Genomic DNA, 24,841 nt, shown 5'->3' on the forward strand with positions numbered 1-24,841 from the left:
AATCATCAGTTGCTCGACCAGCCGCAGAAATTGAGCTGCTGGCAGGCATTGCCTGCCAGAACCATCTTATATCGTTTCCGCTAGTATGGATATATTACCTGCGGAATAACTTACTTTTTGCTGTTGCTACCAAAACAGGATAGCGACTCGCGATTCAACATTTTTTCCCGTGCCGTTCGAGAGCTAATTGAATTAAACAATCTACTAATTCTGGAAAAGGAATGCCGTCCGCCGCCCACATTTGAGGATACATACTGGTAGCTGTAAAACCTGGGAAAGTATTAATTTCATTAATCAAAACTTCTCCCGTCGATTCAATGTAGAAAAAATCTACTCGCGCTAAACCGGCTGCGTCTACAGCCAAAAACGCTTGTACTGCCATTTCTTGAATTTGCGAGGCGATCGCATCGCTAACTTTTGCCGGGATTGAGCAATCGGACTGTCCCTCAGCATATTTAGTTTCATAGTCGTAGAAATCGCTTTTAAAAGTAATTTCTCCCACCGTAGAAGCTTTTGGGTTGTCATTGCCCAAAACCGCACATTCTAACTCTCTAGCCACCACACCCGCTTCCACAATTATCCGCCTGTCGTAGCTGGCAGCGCTGTCGAGGGCCGCTTCTAATTCAGCGCGCGATCGAGCCTTAGAAATTCCCACAGACGAACCCAAATTCGCGGGTTTTACAAAGCAAGGATAGCCCAAACTTTCCTCAATTTTGTCGCACAGTTTGGGGAAAACGCAAGGATTAGACCAAATGTCGGAACGGTTGACAGCGACATATTTTACCTGTGGCAAACCAACTTGAGCAAAAGCCATTTTCATCGCAATTTTATCCATTCCCAGCGCCGATCCCAAAACCCCGGAACCGACAAAAGGAATTTGCAATAATTTAAGCAACCCTTGCACCGTACCGTCTTCACCGTTGGGCCCGTGCAAAACCGGGAACCAAACATCTACGGAATTAAAATTAGGAAATTGCGGCTGTGGAGAAGACAAAGCAGAGTTTTCGGGTTCTCCTTGTGCTGTTTGCGACTCTATTTCCAGAGATTTTCCTGTTTCTAAAACTTGTTGTGGTGTCGCGCCCGAAAGCCAGCGGCCGTCTTTTTGGATGTAAAAGGGCAGAATTTCGTATTTAGAGGCATTTGCATCAGCAGCGAGGGCGCGGGCGATCGCCCGCGCCGAACTAATCGAAACTTCATGTTCGCCCGATCGCCCGCCGAAGAGTAACCCGATCCGCATCTTCGTCATTTTTCAATACTCCCGGTACTTTTTGACAAATATACACGCACTTAGCGCAGCTAGGCCAGGAAGTATGAGACAGCAAGTGAGAATCGAGGGTAAGGAAACTTGGGCTATTATCAGCTATAGCTACTCCGGCTGTATAGGTTTCACAAAACTGCTGCGAGCCCGAACAAAACAATTACTCGGCCCGCCGACGCCCTCACTTTTTGCCACAAAAAACCAAGGTTTATGTCGATCGTCATACAAAACCCCCAATCCGCTAGGGCCGAGATAGATTTCAAAATTCTGCCCTTGTTTCAAAGTACCAACAACAGGCCAACTGCCAATATTTAAATCTATCTTGCTCCCCGGATCTTCAATTTCCCGAATCGAATGAGTTCCCATGCGACAGTTGAGACCGTTCGGGTCAGAATCTACCACTTCCCAATATTGGTGCGAAGTTCTTGTATATTCTCCGTCTTCGTTTGGCTGCGGCAAATCTGCTTGGGAAGCAGACTGTTGTTCGTCAAATTCTGAACTTTGTGTCATGAACTTAAACCCTCTTTTCTTAATATAAATTAACTCAATTTAACCCTCCGCCACCAAACAAGGTTCGTAGTGAGGACTTTAGTCTGCATCCATAACAAGGACTCGCATTCCGAGCGATCGAACTAATCTTTCTGTAAGGTGCTTGCGGGCGCACCCTACAACATAATAGAGGTTTTTGGGAAGTTTTGTCAAAGCCCTTATAACATTTCCCCAGTCAAACTAAAAGCGCGAATATCTGTAATTTTAACCCCCACAATTTTACCAGCCAACTGTGCAATATCGCCTTTAAAAAAAGTGAGGCGATTGCCGCGAGTGCGTCCCATCACCTGACTTGAATCCTTAAGATTCTGAACTTCCACCAAAACCTCCTCAGTGCGTCCGAAATAGCGCTGCGATCGTTCCATCGCCGTTGTTGTGACTACATGATTGATTCGTTGCAGGCGATCGGCCTTCACCTCCTCACTCAACTGATTTTCCCACAAAGCAGCCGGCGTTCCCGGACGAGGCGAATAAGCCGCCGTATTCACCAAATCAAAACCAACATCTTCGATCAACTTCAGAGTCTTCTCAAACTGCGCCTCCGTCTCCCCAGGAAAACCCACAATCGCATCAGCAGTAATCGAAGCATCCGGCATATAACCGCGAATCATATCAACAATGCGGCGGTACTTCTCCTGAGTATAACCCCGCGACATCGCCTTCAAAATATCATTATCTCCAGACTGAAAAGGCACGTGAAAATGTTCGCAAACCTGCGGCAACTCCGCACAAGCCTTAATCAATCTTTCATTAAAATAGCGCGGGTGGCTAGTAGCAAATCTGAGGCGATCGACCCCAGGAACATCCTGCACAAAATAAAGCAAATCCGTCAAAGTATGCTGGTTGCTGCCATCCGGTTTCGTCCCCGGCAAATCGCGCCCGTAAGCATCAATATTCTGCCCCAACAAAGTCACTTCCTTGTAACCTTGACGGCCCAACTCCTCTATTTCCGCCCGAATAGCCTCCGGCATTCGTGACTGTTCAACCCCGCGAACATTCGGCACAACACAATAAGTGCAGCGTTCATTGCAGCCATAAATTACATTCACCCAAGCAGTCACCTTACTATCACGACGAGGCTTAGTAATATCCTCCATAATCTCAACAGCTTCAGTCGCCACAACTTGATTTCCCTGAAAAACTTCTTCCAGCAAATCTTCAAGTCGGTTAGCGTGTTGTGGCCCCATTACTAAGTCCAATTCCGGCACTCTGCGAAGCAGCGCTTCACCTTCCTGCTGCGCCACGCATCCAGCCACAACTAAAGTCAAACCAGGTTCTTTGCGCTTGCGATGAGCCTGCCTTCCCAGGTTAGAATAAACTCTTTGTTCGGCATTGTCGCGAATCGTGCAAGTATTGTAGAGAATCAAGCTAGCGTCGTTAGGGTCTTCCGAAAACTCAAAGCCCATATTTTCCAGAATGCCGGCCATCCGTTCCGAGTCGGCTTTATTCATCTGGCATCCGAAAGTAGTGATGTGATAGCGGCGGGGTTTAACAGTCATGGCGAATTGCAGGCAAATAAAAAATCTAGGTTTTCAAGCTCAACCAACTATTATAACACTTTTGTGGATAATATCATCTCCAGTTAATTCACCGTTTGTAGGGAAAACTTTAGTCCTCTCTTTTTCTGAGGACTAAAGTTTTCACTACAAACCGAATTAGCGAGGATCATTTTGATAAGCGACTATCTATTTATTTGGAATATAAAAAATGTAAAATTGTTTTAGCAATTCCTTGGGAAGCTAAGTAAGGAACTCCATTCCCTACCGTTTTAAACATATTAGTTAAAGTCATATTTTCTGGCAGTGCAAACTCTTTTGGCAGAGACTGAATAGCCAGTGTTTCTGCAACAGAAAGCCTGCGAACTTTGTAGGGGTGCAAGTGAACTTCGTTATTGCCGTAACAAGCAGTAGGCGAATAACGCCACCGGTGCAAACGCTTGTAAGATTTTTTAGAATCATCTCCCTCATCGACAGCAGCAAATCTTTTAATTCCCGCTCTTGGTTGAAAATAGTGTTGGGCATTAGGATGGTTGGCAACATCATTTTTTTGCAACCAAAACTGTACTGTTAAATCTTTGGGAATGCCATCAGGGCAAGGCAAAAAACTATCACCGACAAAGGCATTTATTTCAGGCCAAGAACAAGCAAAAACTTCAGATTTTGGATATAATATCTGATTCGACCAAGGAAATAAATTTTCAGGCAACATCGGGCTATTTTTATCTAAATAAATACCCATATTTTTAACAATATCTTTTTGGAAACCGATTAAAATAATTCTGTCTCTATCTTGCGGGACACCGTATTCGATCGCATTTATTAACCTTTCCACAAAAACATATCCAGAATCAGCCAACTTAAGCTTGAGTTCGTCGTAAAAAGCCTTATGTTTTTTAGTTCTCCACAAACCTTTGACATTTTCAAACAAAAAGAAATCCGGCTGCTGCTGACAAATTAATTCAATGTACGAAGCTGAAAGTTGACCTTTATCTCCTTCCCCACCTCGGTTTTTGCCACCAATAGAAAAATCAGGACAAGGTGGCCCAGCAATAAATCCAATAATATCGTGATGCTTGCGGGCATCCTGCATCAATTCCCGCAAGTGAAGTGCTGGTTTTCCCTCTATAAGTCGAGTCACATCTGCTTCCTCTCCTTCGCAGTATCCATATTCTGGTAACGGCAAATTCAGACACTGGCGAGAGTAGCGGTATGCTTGCATAAAAGGTGGGAAAATTTCATTGACATACACTACATTAAAGCCGCTCAATTCAAAACCGAGGTCAAGGAATCCCGAACCGGAAAAAAACGAAAATATACAAGGAAGAGAGTGCATTAAATCATCCCATTTATTTAATAAAAAGCTTACTATAAATCCGGCTTTGTTATCCCTTTTATCGCTGGGCGGTTGAAACCGCTACTATACACACAAAGTCGGCCTGCGCCGACTCAAAAATAAACAGTGTCTCAAACCCTGATTTCGTATTACTATAAATTCAGTTGAGCGTGTACCTTCGGCTGACCCAAAATAGACTTTTCCTTGTCGGTATGCGCTACCAAATTCTGCCTGATATGGAAAATCATCTGCGTTTATCTGTGTTTATCTGTGTTTATCTGCCTGATATCTGCGGTTTTACTTCAAATTACAAAAATACGCAACTAAAATCTATGCTTAAAACCACTGGCCGCCTCGAAAACGCCAGTAGGGAAAAAAAATCCGCATTAGTGTTTGGGATGCCAGATAAATAGCCAGCCACACTAAACTATAATGCAGTGCAAAAGCTCCCAAGTCAAAATCTTGGGCTGGTATTCCCGGCAAACCAATAATCTTGATTAAAAATAACACAAAAAGCGCTTCCCAAATGCCGGCAAGCAATTGAAATACGCCGGGCCAATCTCGATCCCAGCGAAACTGCTGGATATAGATATATAAGGCATCCCAGCCGAGACCAAAAATTGCTAGATAGCCTAAAATCAAGAAAAAGATTGAGCCGGATTTGGTTGTCATTAAACCCATAAAAAAGGGCAGTGTTACTAAAATGCCTACGGTTGCAAATAGTAGTAACCGGGTTTGCCAGCGGCCGAATAAGGTGGGGGTCATTCGATTTTAGATTTTGGGTTTTAGATTTTAGATTGAAGGCGAAGATTATTCGATGCTGGATTTTGAATTTTGAATCCCACATTCCGCACGTCAACTTGTAGTATACCAAGTAATACGAAAATTCTGAGTTATTTGACGTTTTATTTGTTTTGTTTGCGTATAAATATTTAGCTTTTTCTGTTTTGGTGTTTGCCAAACTACCAAACAGGTGTAATAATTACATATTACATTTTGAAGTGCGGAATGTGGGTTGAATTATAGATTGAAGACGAAGCTTTTTTAAATCCGTTAAATCCGTTAAAAAATCCGTGGCCGAACTTCTTTTTCAAATTATCCTGGAGATTTATTTAAAATCCACTTTAACCATTGTAGGAACGATCGCCAAACGCTCAATTTGCCGACACCCGGAACTCTGTCAACCGCCAGACTTTCAACAGAACGCAGGGCGGCGTATTGCAAGCCCAAAAAGCTGTCTACCGGCGCGTAAGCCCCGCCCAAAGTAATCGCGCCCGCTGCGTACACTCGCCCTTCTCCGTGGGTGGGGGAAGTGTTACGCAATTCGGGGACTTCAAAATTTTTGTGCACGCTCAGCCGCCCCAAATTGTTGAGGGGAAGATTGTATTGAACTACCAAATCGTTTAACAGGGGACTGGTTTTTACTTTAGCGTCCAAACCCGTAGCATCAATAATAAAATCAGCTTCTAACTTAATTTGCCCCTTGAGTTCTTTTTCCTGAATGTACGTCACGGTGCGGTTTTGAATGTCGCGCTCGACTCGCTCGACTTCGCCGAAGGTAATTTGATACCATCCTTGACTTAAACCTTCTTTGACTATCCGCCGCCAGTCGCTGCGGTTGGCTGTAGTGGTGCCGCCCCAGTCTGCGAGCAATTGCGGGCGCAATTCTGGTTGAGCTTTTTCTAAAAGTACGCGGAGTTCGCCGCCCCAGCAGGCTTTGGGCCAGTTGAAAGGTTGAAATTCGTAGTGATTTTCGACTTGTCGCACGGCGAGGTTAAATTTGTTGCCTTGGGGTTTTGCCGATCGCATCAAATGCAATACTTGAATGTTGCCGTTGCGCTGTCTGGCTTCGTAAATTCGCTGCACAACGCGAGAAGCTACAATCCCTCGGCCTCTAATTAACACGCTGCCGCCCTTAGCCTCCAATTTTTGGTAAACGCTGTCGTGGTTTTCATAGGCGTTGACAACAGAGTTAAAATCCTGGGTTTTTTCGCGGTATTCCTGCAAGTCTGGCAAAAATTGAATCGCGGGATAGCCGGTGGCTAAGTGTACGTATTTGGCGATTAAAAAAGCCCGATCGCGATGATCGGCATTCGATCGAGAATAAGCGATCGCGTACCTGCCGTCATCTGTTTTGCGAATGGCCCGCACTCTCCCGTAGCGAAACATCTGACTCCACCCAATTCGCAGAGTTTCCCTGTCAATCGCATCAAACACATTTCCGGCGCGAGGCGTATAAGTTTCGGCAAAAGTCGGTTCCGCAAACACCTGCCACATCAACTTTAGCGATACAATCAACCGCCCTTTGAGCAATTCCTGCCAAGCTTCCCGCAGGGCATAGGGAGGCCAGCCCCAAATGTTGTCTGGGCAAGCGTCAGAATTCGATCGCAGCCGTTCCCGCAGCGGAATTTGAGAATTTAGGCATAACCGGCGGTAGCGGGCGTAAGGCTGCTCTTCCAGGCCCAAAACCGCAATTCGATCGACTTTCACGCCGCAAATTCTCAGCAAATCCACCCACATAAAGCTGCCCAAGCCGCCCCCAACGGCGACCCAATCAACTTCGACTACAGGGATTCCCATCGATTGGAGCGATCGCATGGTTATTTGATTCGCCTGCAAAAATGCGATCGGCGGAAATTCTCCGCTGCTAGCTGTTTGAGGATGTGGCGACACCATTGGCGGCGCGATCGACGGGTCTGGCCCATTGGTCTGCGGGTTAAAGAAAATGTGAGAATTGACAGAGTGGATTTCTGCGGAGTTCACAGCAAAGGAAATGCCGATCGCGTAGGGCCCGATTTGCAGCATATCCCCGTTGGCCAGCACGCACCGATTTTGGCGGGTACCGTTGACAAAAGTACCGTTGCGGCTGCCGGTGTCAGTAATTACGATACTGTCGCCTTCGGTAGCAATGACTCCGTGAAAGCGAGAAATTTGACTGCTGCTGAGGGCAATTCGAGAAACTCGTTTCCCGTTGATTGTGGCGGGCATAGCTTCAAAAATTCGTCCCAAGGCGATCGGCAAGTCGAGTATCGGAGAGTGACAATCCCCGGTAGTTGTGTCTTTCCAAGTCAGTCGCAGGCGCAAGGGTTGAGGATTCATTATGATGATTTTTTAAACATTAGCCGTCGGCTTTGAGCTTTCTGTGAAAAAAGATTTTTGAATTTGAGGGTTCTGGTTTGATATCAAATTCTCTCTTCATCGGAATAGTAAATTCACTGTTGACTGTTAACTGTTAACCGTTAACAGTTAACATCATGTATGAGTGCAACGGGAATTGATTTGAGATGAGAGCTGATCTCACAAACTTTAGTAGTTTTAGAGGCACGGGGAGTTAGAAACTACGCAGTTCGGTAGACTTATGCAGGAATTACGCATTAAAACCCAAGAAACCTGGTTTTTTGCCCTTACTCTGGGTGACAACGCGCTTTTTGGTAAAAAAAAACCGGTTTATGACCCCCCGTCCGTCTAGAAATATTCTGGTTGCTGGGCCCGATATTTCCCTAGAAACCGGGTTTATACCATTTAGAAAAAATGTTGCAACAATAAAATTTTTGGACGCGGTGAAACGGAGGGTTGTTTAGTTCACCCAATGTATTAAGGTGCGTCGCTATTAGATTGTCACTTTTTTTTAGAGATTGTCGATTTATCCATACCCTACATATACTGTTGCATTAATTTGGAAAATTGGTATGAGTAAGGTAAATGGGCGGATATATTTAAGTGTGGGCGGCTTCGGTTCACTTTACCCGCGAGATTTTGAAGGGAAAATGAGCTGGGGGAAACGCTAGGATTTTAGCGAGAGCATCTGGGACATGGCAAAAAGGATGTTTTTTTGAGAGCGATCGCACCTCAAATGCAAAGCACAGATGTACCAGATCCTAGCATCGGCGATCGCCCTAGCCTCTGTCTCAAATCAAAAATTAAAAATCTCGCCACAATCAAAAATCAAAAATCAAAAGCCATCAAGGAGAAAGCACCACACTCATCGCCGCCGCCAGAGAAGTACCGCACCACGGACACCCCGCACTCAACTGCGCGTAAGGCGAAACGCGGCTGCACTTGGGACACTGCAAACCATATTTTGAAGGCCCTGTCGGCGGGGAAGAACTTGGAACCGCGGGCCCGCACAGCAAAACTGTCTGCGGCGCGGCTACTTGTACCGCAGGCGCAGACACCACATCGATTTGCACTTGGCCTAAATGGATCCGGCTGTCGGATCTCAATGTTGCTTCGCCGGAGGCGAGAATTTTTCCGTCTACCAGGGGCGGATTGGTGGGGCGCAAATTCCGCACTGCATATTCTTGCAATTCTCGATCGAAAAATATTTCGACGTGAAGTCCCGATACGCTGCGATCGTCCAATACTAGATCGCATTTTGCCCGATCGCGCCCCAGTCTTACGGTTCCCGGATTTTTGCTCGGCTGTCCGTGTTGAATCGTCTGAGTTTGACGCACCCCAGCCTCTGTCCATGTTAAAGTTAGCTGGTTTATCATAATTCTATTGTTTCCTGAACATATAAAATATTTTACCTATTTATATCAACACTTATGCTCGTTTTTGGACTCGCGCGATCGGGCAAAAAAGCCAGGTTTCTACGACGAGTTTTGGGTTTGGCAATCAGAAATCTGCAAAGAAACCCGGTTTCTGACGTCACAATGGCGATCGCCCAATGTATACCTCTGATATCATTTCCGGCAGATTAACCGCAATTAGTAAGGTTCGCAGTACGGTTTTTGTTATGGTAATCTATCGGACTTGATGTAAAAAAATATTTTGTTAACTTCAACAAAAAAGCCCCTACTTTGGGGCTTTTCGTATTCCTATCGGCTTTGTTTGAGAAATCGAATCGCGCAGTTTGCCAGCTTTTTTTCCTGAAAAATTCTGCACCCGACTGGCGCTTTGTTATTGATTTGCCGGCGATTGCTTGCTAATCACTAATGGCTGCGGGGTTTTTGCAGTTGTCAAGCGGTGCGCTGTTTGCGATTTTTTGATGTGGCGATCGAACTCGCTGATTGCGGGAATTCGATCGCTCCACTTCCTCAAACGCGAGCGTTTGCTCGTTTCGTTGCAGGCAAAGGTTTAAGAGAATTAACTTTCGCTCTTGCGGCTTTTCTTACCACCTTCTCGACCAATTTGAGCCATGTGTTCCCGATTTCTACTGACAGCTTCACCACCTTTTTGACCAGCTTGTCTGGCTTCTTCCGAAGTAAATTCGTGGGCTGTTCCTTTCGCGTGTGCAGCTTTTCCACCTTTGCTAGCAATTGCGCGCTGTTTTTCGGCATCCATAGAAGCGAATCCGCGTTTGCTTTTCTCAGCCATGACTGTCTCCTTGTGTTTTTTCTGATTTTTTAGCTCGATCGCGCCTTCGCCTCCCACTGTAATTGGTATTTCCAGTCAGTGGTGAGATATCAGACGGTAAATTATCAAACGCCATCGCGCGAATTTAAACTGTTGGTTTAAGTCACAGAATGACTGTTTTGTAATTTACAAATGTGAACTAAAAATAGTTCACGCCCGGGTACTGTAATTAGAGCCGCCCATGTTTAAGCAGTTTACCGTCTTTCAATCATTCTATAAATCCCTCAACTTTTATACCTCTTTCTCAGGTATAGTCATTCTTTAGTTCGCTAGAAGGATGGAACCGAAAGCTGATTGGCGGTAAACTCAGAGGATTTTTCGACAAGGGGGCGACACTTCAAAAATTTCAAGTCTAAAGACGGATACTTTTTTGGTCTTTTTACTTTTCTTTTTTTGTGTTCCCACCCAAAAATCGATACTTGCTTTCCGACTTCACCCCTAGAGAGATCGAAATTTTAGACAAGAGTTCAATCTCCGGTGATTCACGGCGCTGCAAGTCAAATCCCCCATCGAAAATGCGAAAAATGCCAAAATCCACCGAGCCCTTCCGGGTTTGCCAGTTATTCCGCTGTTAGTCGATCGGCCGATCGAGTGGTTTCAGGCAAGCGGTATCTTGGGGTGCAGCACAGGACGTACTCGATCGCACTTATCAAGTTTATTCTGTGACCGATCGATACATAAATCGGTTTTACCCCTGTTTGCGTCCTGAGTGCCGCACCTAAAATCGAGCCATCCTCCAGCAAGGGCTGCCAACTGCCCCGTTCGAGTCCTACTTCTGAATGTTCTCCAATAAATCGAGTTTTGGCAACTCCGATCGTCGCAATTCCTGTCAAAACTCCCAAATGGCAGGCAAGACCGAACCTGCGGGGGTGAGCGAGTCCTTGACCATCGCACAATATCAAATCTGGTTTCAAACTGATATTTTCTAAAGCGTCCAGGACTGCAGGCACTTCTCGAAAAGACAGGAAACCGGGAATGTAAGGAAAAGCTGTAGGACTGCGAACCACAGACTGCTGCTGCAATTGCAAGTCGGGAAAGCTCAGAACTGTGACAGCCGCCAGCGATAGGCTGTCTGCACTGTTGTAGCCGACATCTACGCCTGCGACATACCGAACTGTCTCAAGTTGATTTTCGGTAATTACCAATGGCCGGAGGTGTTCTTGAATGGCGATCGCCTCTTCAATTGTTTCGGGCCAAGGGTGTCGCTGCCACATTAGATATCTTGATTCAACCGTTCTCATCTAAGTTTAACTTATTTTCTGCCATTTTTCATCTGGGATTTTGATCCTTGGTCGTTTTGATGGGGGAGAAATTCAGGGTTTTTCACTGCGCGATCGCGAAGATGTGATTTTTTTAATGGCGCAACACCAACATTAGAAAAGACAACCAATACTATTTTTATAAAGATGTGCTGATGAAGTCTTAGCCCCCCCGATGTTTTGGGGGGTGGGGGATAATATCTAGCGCTACTTTATGAACTTGGTATCACAACGCTGGGTGAAATCCTACGTATTTTAACGCCAAGATACAATTTACGTGGCGGGCACCCAGAAAAACGCTAAAGTAAGAAACAACTCGGAAATTGTAAAGGTTTGCTTGAAAGTTCGGCTGATGGGAGATCGGGAAAACCAGTCAATTTCTAATTTAGGTGAAGTGGAAAGTGCGGCCGATCGCCATACGGCCTCAGATCCACTGTGGCTGCGCGATCGAGCTTTGGCAGTTACTAGCAACGCTATTATCATTGCTGATGCCATTGCACCAGACTGTCCCATACTTTATTGCAATCCTGCCTTTGAGCGGATCACGGGTTACTGCGCCGATGAAGTGTTGGGGCGCAACTGCCGATTTTTGCAAGGTTCCGATACCGATCGCACTACCGTAGCTAAGATCCGCGAGGCCTTGCGCCAAGGTCGAGAAATCCAGACAACAATCAAAAATTATCGTAAAGACGGCACTCCTTTTTGGAACAAATTGTTCCTATATCCCCTGCGAGACGACAGCGGTAAATTGACTCACTTCGTAGCCGTTCAGTCGGACTTGTCCGAACGCATAGAAGTACAGGAAGCTTTGCAGCAAGCTAACGACCAACTGCAAACGATTTTGGAAGCAGTTCCGGGAACAGTGTCTTGGATTAGCTCGGATTTGCACTATTTGGGGGTTAACCAGCACCTAGCCAAACTGCACGGTTTGCCGCCCTCGGCTTTTGTCGGTCAAGATATCGGTTTTCTGGGCGCGAGTGAGGATTTTCATTCTTTTGTGGTGGAGTTTTTTGCCGGCGACGCTACGGAAGCGATTAAAGAACTCAGCGCTAAGGTGAAAACCGACGGCGGACAGTCGGCGGGACATTATTTGATTGTCGCTCAAAAGTACGATCGGGGGAATGCAGCTTGTCTGGTAGGGATTGACATTACCGAGCGCAAGCAAGCAGAAGAAGCTCTGGTGCTGACTCGCAAGGCGGTGGAAAGTTCGAGCGACGCGATCGGCATGAGCGATGCCAACGGCACTCACATTTATCAAAATCCAGCGTTTTCTCAGCTATTTGAATGGGACACCGCAGAGGAATTGAAACTCGCTGGAGGTATACCGACAGTTTTTGTAGACCCCGCCGTCGCTAGGGAGGTACTGGACACGATCGCCCAAGGTTATTCTTGGTCTGGTGAAGTTACCAACCGCACAAAAAGTGGCGAAATTGTGCAAGTGCTGCTGCGGGCCGATGCTATTAAAGACCCGACGGGGAAAATTGTCGGTCTGATTTACCTGAATACCGACATTACCGATCGCAAGCGCACGGAACAAGAACTGCGGCAAAGCGAGAAGCGTTTTCGCTCGCTGATTGAAAATGCTAGAGACATTATTGTAATTCTGGACGAAAAAGGCTTTTGCCGCTATGTTTCTCCTTCCGCCGAGCGGATTTTGGGCTACCCGACGGCGGAAGTGCTCGGCCGCTCTGTATTTGATTTGATTCACCCTGACGAATTGCCGATGGTGGCTCAAGTTTTCCAAGGTGTCATCGAAATGCCGAGGGTTGGTATGGGATTGGCGGAATACCGAGTGTGGCACAAGGACGGTTTCTGGTGCGTTTTGGAAGCGGTGGCGACGAATTTGCTCGCGGAACCTTCGGTGCGGGGAATTGTCGTCAACTGTCACGACGTGACTGAGCGCAAGGCGGCTGAAGACCAATTGTTGCACGATGCTTTGCACGACGCGCTGACGGAGTTGCCGAACCGCGCTTTGTTGACTGACAGGTTGGGGCAAGCTTTTGCCCGCGTCAAACGGCATCCGAACTATCAGTTTGCGGTGCTGTTTCTGGATTTGGACAGGTTTAAGGTGATTAATGACAGCCAGGGACACGGTACGGGCGATCGGCTGTTGGTGGCTGTAGCCCGCCGTCTCTTGACTTGTTTGCGACCGGGCGATACGGCGGCTCGTCTGGGAGGAGATGAGTTTGTGATTTTGCTGGAGGAAATTCACGGTGTTGATGAGGCCATCGCCCAAGCAAAGGAAATTCTCAGGGCGATCGAACGACCGCTTTATTTAGAAGGTCATAAAGTTTTAATTACTGCTAGTATCGGCATTGCTTTGAGTACCGAAAAATATCAGTTACCTGGAGATATTTTGCGCGATGCTGATATTGCGATGTACCGCGCCAAAGCTCTCGGTAAAGCTCGCTACGAAGTGTTTACCAGTGCGATGCACACTCGGGCTGTGGCTTTGATGCACTTGGAACACGATTTGCGGCAGTCGGTTGAAGAACTGAATTTGACATATTCAATTGTGAATTTTGCAGGTGGGCTGGTGGGGGAAAATTCGCCTGTATGCGAAATCGATCGCCGGCGGGATCGTCTGAAATCACAATTGGCTCCTCCTCTTAAATTGGAATGTCCTTTTACTGTTTATTATCAGCCGATCGTTTGTTTAAAAAGTGGCTCAGTTATTGGATTTGAGGCGCTGGTGCGCTGGTTGCACCCGGAACGGGGTTTGGTTTCCCCGATGGAATTTATTGCGATGGCTGAGGAAACAGGCTTAATTATGCCTTTGGGTTTGTGGGTTTTGAATGAAAGCTGTCGCCAAATTATTCAGTGGCAAAGTTTGAATTTACCTGCTGACAATTCGCGTCTGACAGTAGCTGTAAATCTTTCGGGAAGACAGTTTTCGGCAACCGATTCGATCGAGCAAATGAAGCAAGTTTTGCAGAAAACTGGTGTTGATGCTCGCTGTTTGAAGTTGGAGATTACTGAGACTGTGGTGATGGCAGATGGGGAAGCGGCGGCGGCGATGCTTTCGCAGTTGAGAGAGTTGGGAATCGGGTTGTGTATTGATGATTTCGGTACTGGTTATTCGTCTCTGAGTTATTTGCACAAATTCCCGATTAATATTTTGAAGGTCGATCGCTCTTTTATCGGCCGCATCGGCTCTGCTGGGGAAAATTTGGAAATCGTGCGGGCGATCGTCATGCTGGCCCGCAGTTTGGGGATGGAGGTAGTGGCAGAAGGTGTCGAAACCGCCGTGCAATTGGCTCAAATGCGGGCGATCGGCTGCGAGTACGGTCAGGGGTACTTTTTCTCTAAACCTCTCGACAGTGAGGCAGCTACAGCCTTGTTGAGGCGATCGCCCAAATGGTAATCCGATCTACAATAGGAAATGTATCAAGGCCAACTAATATCAAAACCTATGTCTCAATCGATCGCCCCAGTTGTACTCGACCAGAAAATTGATACTTCCCCAACTTTAACCTTTGAAGAATACCGAGTTTATCAAGGAGATCCTGATGTAAAATATGAACTGTACAAAGGCAAATTAATCCCGATAGCAACGGCTAGCGCATTACACACAAGCATCGGCGAATTTTGGGTTTACAAATTACAGCGTTATCTCGCTGAACACAATCTCGATTTAGTAGTAAAAACTTCTGTAGGAGTGAGAACAGAAGATGCTACATCCCGCATTCCCGATGTAGTTGTCTGCACTCAAAGTTTGTGGGAACAAGCTCTTGCAAGACCCGGTTCCGGCATCCTTGGCTTTGATGAAACGCCGTTAGTAGTAATAGAAGTGGTCAGCCAAGATCGGCGGGCAGATTATATAACTAAACGAGGAGAGTACCAACTAGCTAACGTACCGGAATATGTAATTGTTGACCCAACAGAAAACAGACAACGGGTGCGAGTTATGGCATTTCTCGAAGGTGATGACATTTATACAGAGGTAAATTACTTGCCGGGTGAAGAAATGGTATCTGTAGTATTTCCCAATCTGAGATTATCAGTCAATGAAATTTTAGATCCGCCATTGGTGGAAGGGTTAATTAAGGCAGAACAAGCTCAATTGCAGAAAGCTGAAAGATTGGCGGCGAGGTTGCGGGAGTTGGGCGTAGATCCTGATACTGTGTAGGAAATTGGATGAAGTACCCGCGTGCAAAGCTATCCCGTTCTCCGAAGGAGTTCCCGTTCCCCGTAGGGGTTCCCGTAGGGTAGGGAATCGCTCTTTTTTAGTCTCAATCATCTAATTGCAAATCGCGCAGGAAATAAAAGCGATCGCGCCCTAAACTCTCGCCTTTAATTCGTCCTGCATAACCTGTCAGCGGAGAAGAAAGCTCTACTAACATTTCGTGTAACTCTTCGCGGGATAACTTCTTGGGTGGGTTAGACATTGAGTACGCACCGCTAAGAGCATCGACACTTGCTCGTTCAGAACCAGAATTTTCGTGATACTTTTTCAGAATAGCAAGAATGTGCGATCGCACTTTAATTTCTTGTTCAACTTGCTCAATATATTTAGCAACTTCATCATCAGATTGTCCCGGTTTTAAGTATTCTTTCAGTTTAAATAAGTCCACCGAGTTAGGATAGTTGCTTTGAAGTTTAACCAGTTTTTCAAGCGTCTCAGGGTTCATAATTGCCATACCGTGTTTTTTTGCTGCATCCATAAGTTGAGTAGTTGGAACGCCAGGGCCAATAATCAACTTAGTTGCTTTTGCGAGTGTTTCTTTATCTGGGAGGCGTAGCGTTCCTAAATTCAGCAATTGAACTGCTGTATCGTTAGGGATTTTTTTACCGGATTTGCACTCGCCAACTAAGGGGTAAGGTTTTGAGCATAATAAATCTAAGCCGCCAGCACCACCTTTGTGAGCATAATCTATTGTAAACCCCAAAAACTCAAGGCTATCGCGCACTACAATTTCAAAGTCTGTTCCTGCTTGATAGTTGCTTTTGTCTTTATCTAGTTCTTTGGTGCGATTTCCCAAAGCTGCTATGGTATTTATCCAAGCTAAATCCGGTTTGATTGGTTTTACAGGCTTATCGCTACTCCAACCTAGAAACATTTTGATTTCTGCGTCTAGTTGTTTGGCTTTTGGGTTGGTGGTGGATAAATGCACTAATGCACTTTGCAATTCTTCCAATTCTGGATGTTCGGGAGGCTCTAGTTTTTCCAGTTGTTTGCGACGTTTGGCAAAGATATTATCGCTCAACACTGGCGTTGAATCAGTAACAGTTAGGGGTTTTGGCAAAGATACAAAATTGCCGCTGGGATGCACAGGCATTGCAAGCGGCTGAGGTAGCAGATAAACCCGCAGGTAAGCTACAAAAATGTAAGGTTTTTCTAAGAGAATTTGCTGCAATCCCTCTGTTTTCCAGACTGTTAACCGCGACAAAGCTTCTAAGGATTCACAATCGTTCACCATTTGGCACAATTCGCACCTAGCCCAAGCTTTGATCGAAACTTTATCTGAATTTAACTGAGCAAGTGCCTTTTGAGCAACGGGTAAAAAATGCGATCGATAATATTGAGCGTAGGGCAAGTTACCTGAAACAGTGCCTGGATAGAGTGCATATTGTTCTCCCGGATTAAACGTTCGCCACACTATAGCTGCAATCATTCGCCCTTGGATTAAACCTTCTACGTCTGGGGCCGGCAAACGGATAGCCCTGTCAATATTGACTAGCGACATGAGAGTATTTGTCCCCATATGAAGTTGATAGTTTAGGAAGCCTTAATTAAACTCGCTCAGTAAATTCTCGCACGACTTATCTAATTCTTCTGACTCGGATAAGTCATCCATAATAGACTCCGCTACAGCTACGGGTTCATCTTCAATCAGATCGGTAGGAACCTGATAGGACGGATCGCTAAGAATCTCTGTAAGCAAGGGGTTGCTAGCCCCTAGCATTTTATCAGCACCTTTTTCTGCAATAAAATTGAAAATTTCCTCCTCACTCACCCCATAATCTACTTCGCGCTTCTGATGAACAGCCCGAATAGCTAACAGCGGTTTAATTTCATCTTTTTTCAGTTCGACATACTCTCCACCTTGCTGTTTAATGAGCGGGACAAGATACTGTTGCTCAAGGTAGGAAGTAATCTTTTTGCTCTGGGAACGAACCAAACAACCACGAGTCAGATTAAAAGCTTCGTAATCATTTAACCTTCTTAAACCCGCTCCTAACCCTTTGCCACCAGCATACTGAAGCACTGCTACTCCAATGATTACATCTTTTCCGTTGTCTTTGCCAATTACTTTGAAATTGATGTAATCATCCTTGCCTCCACGTTTTCTAACTCGATCTGTGGCTTCCTCAACTGTTACTCTTTCCACCGTCTGACCAATCAAACTCTGAAATCCAAATAAAATAGCATCAGCAAGCAGATAATTATCTTCTAAATCATTTCCTATGTCTTCCTCTAGCTCTTTGACAAAAGCAAGTTCAACGGGATTAGAAATATCGGGATTTTTAGTGCCTTCACCCGTAGAAATAGGAGGCTTACAATTTTCTTTACACCACTTCAAAACCTCTCTAACAGTGGGTTTTCCTTTGCCAAGCTCGCTAAGTTGAATTTGATTGAATGGATAAATTGGCTCAGGAGGAATTAAGTTTTGCCGTTCATAATATTTGTCTAACCAAAAGGTAGCTAAGTTAACAATTGATTCTCCATCCATGTATTTCAAGTCAATCGGATTTCCCTGAACCGAAACCTTAGTGAACACTCCACCAGGTAGCTGCTTTATTTTATTGCTCCATTGAGGAGGCATCATTACACTCAGTATCAAACCCCGGTTTAGATTTTGGAACAAATCTTTGATTAGTCCTGCAACAATCTGACTGATGTGTAAGCCACTAATATCGTCGTAGGCATCAGGCGTGTCTAACTCATCAAAGCAAATGACCAATTCCTTGTACTCACTAATCAAATCTAAGATTTGCAAAACCGCCTCAAAAGATTGGCATTGAGTTGGTAGTTCCAACTCATCGGCTTTGTATTTAGCAAGTTCTTGACCCTCTAACCATTTGATTGCATAAAGTGATTGCTCGTCGGAGAGTGTCCAAAAAATTGCCTTGACAATATCAGGATCGTTAACACTTTTCGCTTGCAGAAATGCTTTTGTTAGATCCTTAACCCACTTTTTTAGTTGCTTGGGCGTGCCTGCCTTAAATTTTCCCAATAACTCTTGAGAAGAAAAAACTTTAGCATTGGGTTTGGAAACCTTTAAAGCATTGTTAGCCATTGCCGTTGCTAGTTCTTGCCACTGTCTCACCCCATCTCTACCAATCTTTCCCAGGCTCTCAGCCAATATTCGCTGAAATCCTTGCTTAATTTGATTGATATTACCATATTTATTAGCGTAGACAAACAAGCCCCCGCCATGCTCTTGTAGGCGATGGCGAATGCGGCTAATAATGTGAGTTTTGCCTGTTCCATCCTGAGCAGTTATAGCGATGGAAGTTGTCTTGTAGTGACCAGCACGAATTTGAGCTAGCGCCTGAAATACAGCATCAGAGGCGTGGGCATTTATTGTCTCAACATCGAAGAATTCCTGGCCCCAAACATCACCAGCATTGAGAAAAGGAGGTTTAGCAAATGGATTTAGATTTAAAAGAGCCGCGTTCAGGTCTTCAATGGAAGAAAAAGAAGAATTAGTCATGATTTTTTGTGTGAGGTTAACGAATTTACAAAGGGATTTTAGGCCAATTTTAAGGATTTAGCCGTTTGACATAGTAACGGAGTGCACCAAGTGCAGTTTTGATGGAATCTTCAGCTTTATCGATCGAGATATCTGTCATTTCACCCCCGATTAGCTGAAAAATATCAGTAGCCTGCATTTCCAACAGCCACTCGTTGAATTGAGAACGGCTGACTTTTTCTCCCATCGCCCGACGCATCCGATAAATCGGCACTAAATCATCTAAGTTATAATCCCGGTTCAAGGTGTCATACACATCGATCGCCACAGCCTTAAAATCGTCATAGGAGGCGATCGCCCCTACATCCCCTTTCCCCGCCTCAACCCCAACACCCGCCGCACCATCCTGATGCCGAATCCACTTCAACAAAGCATTTCCCAGCCGAGTACCGATTTGAGAACCATCAAACTCAAACAGAGAATCGGGACTTTTCAAGCCATCCGCCAAAACTTGTTTCCCCTTCGCACTCAACTCCACCAGCGTCACCCGATTTACTAGCGAATACTCGATCGCCCCAGTCGCCTGCAACTCGCCCAGCACTCCCAGATATCTCTGACTCGTCTCATTAGTGCGAACAATCCGCTTAGTCAACTCCCCCTTTTTAACCTGCATCTTCCCACCGCCCAAATCCCACAAATTCAGCAGCACCCGAACCTTCGCCTTCGCATCCCAAACCGCCTGCTGTTCCGGTGTCAAAGTTTTAGACACCGCAATTTCACTGTTTTCAGACATATCCATACCTTTAAATACCTATTGTTAGTATCAAATCTTACCAGAAATTTTGCAGAAAAACCTCTCAATTTTTCAGCAAAATAGCGCACCATACCGCCCACAGCATCCAGCAATTTTCATTTTAAAATAATTAGGATTGACCAAAGTGTCATCATTTGATACAATACTCAACCAAAAGGGCGATCGCACTTCAAAACATCCGCTGCAAACAATACCAATTTTCAAAATTCATACCAGAGAATTCCCAGGCTGCGGATACCGCAATAAATCCCCACAGTCCATCGACTTTTCGAGTAGATCCGCACCTCAACAACAAAGTAAAAAAACACAAAATTTCTTTTTTAGCATAGTTTTAAACAACTGGTATAAAATCGCACTTTTAAATCAAAACAATCCGCAGCCGGGCCGGAACAGGTTAACAAACTCAACAAATATAGCGTTCCCAACAGCAGTCAACCACCAGCAATTCAACTCAACTGCGACTTTAGTTAAATACCCGATTATGCCTTTAGAAAGACGCATTCAACTTACACATCTCGTTACATTGCAATTGCAATCAAAACAGTGAACAATTCTTTTCCTATGAAAACTATTCCCGACCAAATTGCCGACATCAAAGAAAAACTTCCCGACCTTACTTCCACCCCTCCCGCTTTAAGAGCCCAAGTATCCAGCCACGACCTCAAAGCCCGTTTAGATTGGGGCGAACCAGGACTCACAATCATCGACGCGCGCGATTTTGAAAGCTTCAACAAAAGTCGCATTACCGGCGCAGTACCGATGCCAATTGACGAATTAGTAGAGCGCGCAAAATCTAGTCTAGAAACCGTTCGCGACATCTACATCTACGGCGAAACCGACGCACAAACAGCAGAAGCCGCCAATCTTCTCCGCGCCGCCGGCTTTAGAAAAGTAGCCGAACTAAAAGGCGGAATTCCAGCTTGGAAAGCCATCGACGGCCCCATCGACGGCGCAGTCGAACACGGCAATCCAGGGCCCGATGCCTACAACGTTTTCGCTCGCCTAGAACATCACGCCAAAACCCAGAAAACCCACAAATAATCTCACATAATACCTATAGCAATCCTAAATCATTATCACGTGCGGCGAACATAAATGTGATTTCCCCAAAATCCATCTGTAGGGACACGGCAGTGCCGTGTCCGGGAGACGGCAATGCCGTGTCCCTACAGACAATCATTTAGGATTGCTATAGATACCCGACTTCTTCAAGAAGTCGGGTATCTAACAGAACAATTTGTTTGCATTCAGGACTTCAGCCCTTAGCGAATTAAAGTTTTAAAAGAGAACTAAAGTCCTGACTGTAAACTTAATTATGCTTAGATAACCGGATTTGATATTAACTATTTTTTTTATCGTCCAAAAATGCTTTAACTTCCCTCAAAATCTGCCGATTCCCATCAAAAGTAATCAGCTTAACTGCATCCTCAAAGGAACTCCAGGCCGAATTTTGAACTTCCTCTACTTGCAACTGAACTTCCATTGAATTTACAAAAGCCAAAAAGTAAGTAACAGTTTTTTCAATTGATTCTCCTTCCTTCGCAGAGGAATAATGTTGCACAGAACTAGGCTTCCCTTCCTTAACAAAGGAATAACGTTCCACAAAACTAGGCTCCTCCAGCACTTCACAATCGCGGATGCCAGTTTCCTCCTCAAACTCCCGCTTCGCAGTTTCTAGCGCTGATTCCCCCGGATTTGCGTGACCTTTAGGAAACGCCCAATGTCCGGCTTGATGTTGAATCAACAAAAACAAACTATCAGTTTCTGTCGCAAAAACTGGCACAATTCCAAAAGCTTCATCTTTCATCTTTCTTCTCTTTGCTATGAATAACTAATCGGAATCTTCTCTTAGTCCACGCAGGTGGACTTCGTTTGTGTAGACGCGATTTCCAAGAGCCGGGAATTTGTGGTTTAAACTACAATTCCCACCCCAACCGAGTTGGCTGCTGATAAACCCGCTTCAAAGTATTAACATCCCTCGCAGAAATAGGCGGAGGATTGCGTACCTGAGAAAAATAAAGCACATCAGTCTCCATCGAACTGTGGCCCCAAATTCCCAAGGCGTGGCCCAACTCGTGTCGCGCCGTCGCCGCAACATACTTACCCACTTGATTGGGATTCAAATAAACCGAAAATCGGTGAGATAAAACAGTTTTATCACCATCTTGACGGGTGTACAATTTATAGGTAGATTCCCCAGAGCGCGATCGCAAAACCCCTTGACGCAAAGGCGGAGCCCGACGTAAAATTGTAATATCAGCTACCTCCGAACTATCCACCACCTCCAAAGGTAAATAAACGCCCCATTCCCGCACAACATCCAACACAGCGGTCATCCATTCTTCAGACTTATTAGCATCAGCGGGACGCTCAACATAAACCTGAATCGGGAACTTCGACCACAGCAAATGACCAACATTCGGTGGCTTAACCCGATCGAAATAATCACCGCTATTTGTTGAATCCTGCCAATTTTCCAGCATTGGCGGCAAAGGGTGAACCTGTGGAGCAGGCCAACTATTCTCCAGAATAGAAACACTAGCAGCAGGAGTATTAACCTGACTAAAAATTATCAGGCTAAAACAACATAAAGCCAATCCCAAACCAGCCCGCAATCGATTTTTGATCCTAACTTTCCACAACCGCATTGTTCCGCCCGGAGATAAACACAAATAAACGCAGATTAATGCAAACTATCTCACATTTATATCTGCGTCAATCTGCGTTTATTTGCGGTTCAAAATCCTCATCTTACGACGCAGGAGTCAACCAACCAGCACTCAAAATTACAGTCAAACCCATAAAAACAATACACAAACCCCAAGTAATGCGATTCAGAGTCGTTTCCGCACTCTTAGCGCTAGTAAACAATTGAGCTTGTCCGCCAATCCCTCCAATACCATCGCCTTTAGGGCTGTGCAGCAACACCAAAACCACAAGTCCTAGAGCAGACAAAGACCAGATCATTTGTAACAGAGAAACAATATTCATAATCGGGGGGGGTAATTGGTAATTAGTAATCAGTAATTTATTATGATATCAAATTCGGTCGATCGCGCACAACCTCGGTTAGACACGGCACTGCCTTTCATCGTGCCAATTTAACCCTGAAAACCTTGAGAAATCTCGCTTTTACCCGAAGCCCGATCCCCCTAGCATAGCTTAATAAGGGGGGGACAGGATTCTTCTCAAAGTCCCCCGACCTAAGGAGGATTTAGGGGGATCTCCGAGGATTTTGGTTCTACACAGAGATGTGTGTACACCGTAGCTTAAGAAGGGGGGGGACAGGATTCTTCTCAAAGTCCCCCGACTATCCGGGGGATGCGAGGGGGATCGGGCCTTGGCTACAAACCAGACTTATCAAGGGTTTTCAGCCTTAACCTGACACCTGCTACAGTCGCACCCGCACCGGAGTGCGATTGGCGCGAACTTCAAAATCAGCCGGTTCAATCATAGAACGTCCGGTCATTTCCGGCGGCTGAGGCAACCTCAACAGATCCAGAATAGTCGGCGCAATATCAGCCAAACAACCGTCCTCCCTCAGAGGAACATCAGTGCCGTGAGCCGGAATTTGCACACCTTCGCCTTCTACCAGAATAAACGGCACGGGGTTAGTAGTGTGAGCCGTCCAAGGATTGCCATTCTCATCGAACATCAACTCAGCATTGCCGTGGTCAGCAATAATAATTGCCGTACCCCCAGCCTTATTAATGCCAGTCAACAGCCGCCCCAAACATTTATCCACAGTTTCGATCGCAATTATCGTCGCACCCATCATCCCCGTATGACCAACCATATCCGGGTTAGCGTAGTTAAGCACCACAAACGAATAAATCCGCTTAGACAAAGCAGCCAGCGCCACATCAGTCACCAGGGCCGCCGACATCTCCGGTGCCGTATCGTAAGTCGCCACCATCGGGCTCTGCACCAACTCGCGGTCTTCCCCCGGAAAAGGCTCTTCCAGACCCCCATTAAAAAAATAAGTTACGTGAGCGTACTTTTCAGTTTCCGCCATCCGCAACTGCCGCAAACCGTGACGAGAAATCACCTCGCCCAGAATATTGTCCAAATTCTGCGGTTCAAAAGCCACCAACACCGACAACTTCGGGTCGTACTGAGTAAAAGTCGCAAAACTGAGCGGCTCAATTAAATGCCGTTCAAACCCCTTAAAATCCGGCGCTACAAAGGCCTGAGTCAATTCTCTAGCCCTGTCCGGGCGAAAATTGAAAAAAATCATCCCATCGCCGGATGCCACCGCGCCCGGAGCAATCCGAGTCGGAAGTGCAAACTCGTCGGTCAATCCGACCGCATAGGATGCTTGCAACACATCAACTGCCGATCGACCATCAGGCGCGCCCTCAATCGTCATCACCTCATAGGCACGCTGCACCCGATCCCAGCGTTTGTCCCTGTCCATCGCGTAATAGCGGCCGCTGATGGTAGCAATCCGGCCAATTCCCACCTGTTCGATATAACCTTGAATCTTGCCGAGAGCTTCCACGCCCTCTTTCGGAGTAGTATCCCGGCCGTCAGTAATGGCGTGAATGCAAACTTCAGAAATTCCCTGGGCCTTTGCTAGCTTTAGCAAACCCAAAATGTGACTCAGGTGCGAGTGAACCCCGCCCTCGGAACAAAGACCAGTCAGGTGCAATTTGCCGCCCCGACTGCGGACTTCGGAGCAAAGTTTAAGTAGGGCGCGGTTGTCTAGCAAAGAACCATCTTCGACAGCATCCGAGATCCGCACCAACTCTTGAGGAACCACGCGGCCCGCGCCCAGATTCAAGTGACCGACTTCGGAGTTGCCCATTTGCCCGTCAGGAAGCCCTACTGCGCGGCCCGATGTTCTAATCAGAGTTCTGGGATAAGCGGCCCAGAGACTGTCCATTACGGGCGTGTTCGCCGCGGCGATCGCATTTCCGTCTTTTTGTTCGCGATAACCCCAGCCATCGAGAATAATCAGCACTACAGGAGATACAGACGTTTGTGCCATGCGAATACCTTATTTACAATAACTAATTTCTCGATCGTCATGAGTTCCGAGTTTGGGGAACATCTTCCGCAAATCAGTTTACATACTTTCTACGCTTTGGCCCAACAAAGCCAACCTAAATTCCCTCAGATGCAGCATTTTGGG

Annotated in this window: 21 protein-coding genes; 5 read left to right on the forward strand and 16 right to left on the reverse strand. The window is 45.9% G+C overall.

Annotation, left to right across the window (positions count from 1 at the left end):
* Positions 1–154: 154 nt before the first annotated feature.
* The 7 genes from QUA97_RS09405 to QUA97_RS09435 all read right to left on the reverse strand — a co-directional run bounded on the left by QUA97_RS09405 (position 155) and on the right by QUA97_RS09435 (position 9,132).
* Positions 155–1,246 carry a D-alanine--D-alanine ligase family protein gene (locus QUA97_RS09405; RefSeq protein WP_333194462.1) on the reverse strand — a complete coding sequence of 364 codons (1,092 nt, stop codon included), beginning with the start codon at positions 1,244–1,246 and terminating at the stop codon, positions 155–157.
* A 120-nt stretch (positions 1,247–1,366) separates the two neighbouring features.
* Complete coding sequence (locus tag QUA97_RS09410; protein ID WP_333117442.1) at positions 1,367–1,768, reverse strand: hypothetical protein; 402 nt, start codon at positions 1,766–1,768, stop codon at positions 1,367–1,369.
* A 197-nt stretch (positions 1,769–1,965) separates the two neighbouring features.
* Positions 1,966–3,306: a tRNA (N6-isopentenyl adenosine(37)-C2)-methylthiotransferase MiaB gene (gene miaB, locus QUA97_RS09415; protein ID WP_333194463.1), complete on the reverse strand. Its 1,341-nt coding sequence runs from the start codon at positions 3,304–3,306 to the stop codon at positions 1,966–1,968.
* 190 nt (positions 3,307–3,496) lie between these two features.
* Complete coding sequence (locus tag QUA97_RS09420) at positions 3,497–4,639, reverse strand: DNA cytosine methyltransferase (protein WP_333194464.1); 1,143 nt, start codon at positions 4,637–4,639, stop codon at positions 3,497–3,499.
* 336 nt (positions 4,640–4,975) lie between these two features.
* A complete protein-coding gene (locus QUA97_RS09425; RefSeq protein WP_333194465.1) occupies positions 4,976–5,404 on the reverse strand; it encodes a hypothetical protein in 429 nt (142 codons plus the stop codon).
* Positions 5,405–5,734: 330 nt separating this feature from the next.
* A complete protein-coding gene (locus QUA97_RS09430) occupies positions 5,735–7,738 on the reverse strand; it encodes an FHA domain-containing protein (RefSeq protein WP_333194466.1) in 2,004 nt (667 codons plus the stop codon).
* Positions 7,739–8,601: 863 nt separating this feature from the next.
* Positions 8,602–9,132, reverse strand: a complete 531-nt coding sequence (locus QUA97_RS09435) for an FHA domain-containing protein (RefSeq protein WP_194065734.1) — start codon at positions 9,130–9,132, stop codon at positions 8,602–8,604.
* A gap of 54 nt (positions 9,133–9,186) precedes the next feature.
* On the opposite strand from QUA97_RS09435, the gene QUA97_RS09440 reads away from it, so the two are divergent.
* Together QUA97_RS09440 and QUA97_RS09445 are read left to right on the forward strand one after the other, a co-directional pair.
* Positions 9,187–9,342, forward strand: a complete 156-nt coding sequence (locus QUA97_RS09440) for a hypothetical protein (RefSeq protein ID WP_194065733.1) — start codon at positions 9,187–9,189, stop codon at positions 9,340–9,342.
* A gap of 221 nt (positions 9,343–9,563) precedes the next feature.
* Positions 9,564–9,722, forward strand: coding sequence for a hypothetical protein (locus tag QUA97_RS09445; RefSeq protein ID WP_333194467.1), 159 nt, complete (start codon positions 9,564–9,566; stop codon positions 9,720–9,722).
* Between the two features lie 5 nt (positions 9,723–9,727).
* Here QUA97_RS09445 and QUA97_RS09450 read toward each other — a convergent pair whose 3' ends face one another.
* Both QUA97_RS09450 and nfi read right to left on the reverse strand, forming a co-directional pair.
* Complete coding sequence (locus QUA97_RS09450) at positions 9,728–9,958, reverse strand: KGG domain-containing protein (protein WP_194012612.1); 231 nt, start codon at positions 9,956–9,958, stop codon at positions 9,728–9,730.
* 599 nt (positions 9,959–10,557) lie between these two features.
* Positions 10,558–11,211 (reverse strand): deoxyribonuclease V, encoded by a 654-nt coding sequence (gene nfi, locus QUA97_RS09455; RefSeq protein WP_194065731.1) that lies wholly within the window; start codon positions 11,209–11,211, stop codon positions 10,558–10,560.
* A gap of 397 nt (positions 11,212–11,608) precedes the next feature.
* On the opposite strand from nfi, the gene QUA97_RS09460 reads away from it, so the two are divergent.
* Both QUA97_RS09460 and QUA97_RS09465 read left to right on the forward strand, forming a co-directional pair.
* On the forward strand, positions 11,609–14,620 hold the full coding sequence (locus tag QUA97_RS09460; protein ID WP_194065730.1) for a bifunctional diguanylate cyclase/phosphodiesterase: 3,012 nt from the start codon (positions 11,609–11,611) through the stop codon (positions 14,618–14,620).
* Between the two features lie 48 nt (positions 14,621–14,668).
* On the forward strand, positions 14,669–15,385 hold the full coding sequence (locus tag QUA97_RS09465; protein WP_333194469.1) for a Uma2 family endonuclease: 717 nt from the start codon (positions 14,669–14,671) through the stop codon (positions 15,383–15,385).
* Between the two features lie 103 nt (positions 15,386–15,488).
* Here QUA97_RS09465 and QUA97_RS09470 read toward each other — a convergent pair whose 3' ends face one another.
* From QUA97_RS09470 to QUA97_RS09480, 3 genes are read right to left on the reverse strand one after another with little or no spacing between them, the layout of a single operon-like run.
* On the reverse strand, positions 15,489–16,943 hold the full coding sequence (locus QUA97_RS09470) for a DUF1802 family protein (RefSeq protein WP_333194470.1): 1,455 nt from the start codon (positions 16,941–16,943) through the stop codon (positions 15,489–15,491).
* 42 nt (positions 16,944–16,985) lie between these two features.
* Positions 16,986–18,914: a P-loop NTPase fold protein gene (locus tag QUA97_RS09475; RefSeq protein WP_333194471.1), complete on the reverse strand. Its 1,929-nt coding sequence runs from the start codon at positions 18,912–18,914 to the stop codon at positions 16,986–16,988.
* A 49-nt stretch (positions 18,915–18,963) separates the two neighbouring features.
* Positions 18,964–19,686, reverse strand: a complete 723-nt coding sequence (locus QUA97_RS09480) for a hypothetical protein (RefSeq protein ID WP_333194472.1) — start codon at positions 19,684–19,686, stop codon at positions 18,964–18,966.
* A 582-nt stretch (positions 19,687–20,268) separates the two neighbouring features.
* Here QUA97_RS09480 and QUA97_RS09485 point away from each other — a divergent pair.
* On the forward strand, positions 20,269–20,748 hold the full coding sequence (locus QUA97_RS09485; protein WP_194065809.1) for a rhodanese-like domain-containing protein: 480 nt from the start codon (positions 20,269–20,271) through the stop codon (positions 20,746–20,748).
* A gap of 298 nt (positions 20,749–21,046) precedes the next feature.
* On the opposite strand, the gene QUA97_RS09490 is transcribed toward QUA97_RS09485, so the two are convergent.
* The 4 genes from QUA97_RS09490 to gpmI form a co-directional block, all read right to left on the reverse strand.
* A complete protein-coding gene (locus QUA97_RS09490) occupies positions 21,047–21,514 on the reverse strand; it encodes a bis(5'-nucleosyl)-tetraphosphatase (protein WP_333117429.1) in 468 nt (155 codons plus the stop codon).
* Positions 21,515–21,623: 109 nt separating this feature from the next.
* Positions 21,624–22,355 carry a peptidase gene (locus QUA97_RS09495; RefSeq protein ID WP_333194473.1) on the reverse strand — a complete coding sequence of 244 codons (732 nt, stop codon included), beginning with the start codon at positions 22,353–22,355 and terminating at the stop codon, positions 21,624–21,626.
* 103 nt (positions 22,356–22,458) lie between these two features.
* The gene (gene secG, locus QUA97_RS09500) at positions 22,459–22,698 is read right to left on the reverse strand and encodes a preprotein translocase subunit SecG (RefSeq protein ID WP_194065723.1); all 240 of its coding nucleotides are present in this window, start codon (positions 22,696–22,698) and stop codon (positions 22,459–22,461) included.
* 400 nt (positions 22,699–23,098) lie between these two features.
* Positions 23,099–24,697 (reverse strand): 2,3-bisphosphoglycerate-independent phosphoglycerate mutase, encoded by a 1,599-nt coding sequence (gene gpmI / locus QUA97_RS09505; RefSeq protein ID WP_194065722.1) that lies wholly within the window; start codon positions 24,695–24,697, stop codon positions 23,099–23,101.
* Positions 24,698–24,841 lie beyond the last annotated feature (144 nt).

The organism is Microcoleus sp. CZ3-B2 (assembly GCF_036705055.1).
Lineage (GTDB): Bacteria > Cyanobacteriota > Cyanobacteriia > Cyanobacteriales > Microcoleaceae > Microcoleus.

What these genes read in the sequence shown, in the direction of transcription:
- QUA97_RS09420 (WP_333194464.1), bottom strand. Translation starts at nt 4,639, where the DNA reads ATGCACTCTCTTCCTTGTATATTTTCGTTTTTTTCCGGTTCGGGATTC.
- nfi (WP_194065731.1), bottom strand. Translation starts at nt 11,211, where the DNA reads ATGTGGCAGCGACACCCTTGGCCCGAAACAATTGAAGAGGCGATCGCC.
- gpmI (WP_194065722.1), bottom strand. Translation starts at nt 24,697, where the DNA reads ATGGCACAAACGTCTGTATCTCCTGTAGTGCTGATTATTCTCGATGGC.
- QUA97_RS09435 (WP_194065734.1), bottom strand. Translation starts at nt 9,132, where the DNA reads ATGATAAACCAGCTAACTTTAACATGGACAGAGGCTGGGGTGCGTCAA.
- QUA97_RS09460 (WP_194065730.1), top strand. Translation starts at nt 11,609, where the DNA reads ATGGGAGATCGGGAAAACCAGTCAATTTCTAATTTAGGTGAAGTGGAA.
- QUA97_RS09485 (WP_194065809.1), top strand. Translation starts at nt 20,269, where the DNA reads ATGAAAACTATTCCCGACCAAATTGCCGACATCAAAGAAAAACTTCCC.
- QUA97_RS09480 (WP_333194472.1), bottom strand. Translation starts at nt 19,686, where the DNA reads ATGTCTGAAAACAGTGAAATTGCGGTGTCTAAAACTTTGACACCGGAA.
- QUA97_RS09490 (WP_333117429.1), bottom strand. Translation starts at nt 21,514, where the DNA reads ATGAAAGATGAAGCTTTTGGAATTGTGCCAGTTTTTGCGACAGAAACT.
- QUA97_RS09425 (WP_333194465.1), bottom strand. Translation starts at nt 5,404, where the DNA reads ATGACCCCCACCTTATTCGGCCGCTGGCAAACCCGGTTACTACTATTT.
- QUA97_RS09450 (WP_194012612.1), bottom strand. Translation starts at nt 9,958, where the DNA reads ATGGCTGAGAAAAGCAAACGCGGATTCGCTTCTATGGATGCCGAAAAA.
- QUA97_RS09475 (WP_333194471.1), bottom strand. Translation starts at nt 18,914, where the DNA reads ATGACTAATTCTTCTTTTTCTTCCATTGAAGACCTGAACGCGGCTCTT.
- QUA97_RS09440 (WP_194065733.1), top strand. Translation starts at nt 9,187, where the DNA reads ATGCTCGTTTTTGGACTCGCGCGATCGGGCAAAAAAGCCAGGTTTCTA.
- QUA97_RS09430 (WP_333194466.1), bottom strand. Translation starts at nt 7,738, where the DNA reads ATGAATCCTCAACCCTTGCGCCTGCGACTGACTTGGAAAGACACAACT.
- QUA97_RS09495 (WP_333194473.1), bottom strand. Translation starts at nt 22,355, where the DNA reads ATGCGGTTGTGGAAAGTTAGGATCAAAAATCGATTGCGGGCTGGTTTG.
- QUA97_RS09405 (WP_333194462.1), bottom strand. Translation starts at nt 1,246, where the DNA reads ATGACGAAGATGCGGATCGGGTTACTCTTCGGCGGGCGATCGGGCGAA.
- miaB (WP_333194463.1), bottom strand. Translation starts at nt 3,306, where the DNA reads ATGACTGTTAAACCCCGCCGCTATCACATCACTACTTTCGGATGCCAG.
- QUA97_RS09410 (WP_333117442.1), bottom strand. Translation starts at nt 1,768, where the DNA reads ATGACACAAAGTTCAGAATTTGACGAACAACAGTCTGCTTCCCAAGCA.
- QUA97_RS09465 (WP_333194469.1), top strand. Translation starts at nt 14,669, where the DNA reads ATGTCTCAATCGATCGCCCCAGTTGTACTCGACCAGAAAATTGATACT.
- secG (WP_194065723.1), bottom strand. Translation starts at nt 22,698, where the DNA reads ATGAATATTGTTTCTCTGTTACAAATGATCTGGTCTTTGTCTGCTCTA.
- QUA97_RS09470 (WP_333194470.1), bottom strand. Translation starts at nt 16,943, where the DNA reads ATGTCGCTAGTCAATATTGACAGGGCTATCCGTTTGCCGGCCCCAGAC.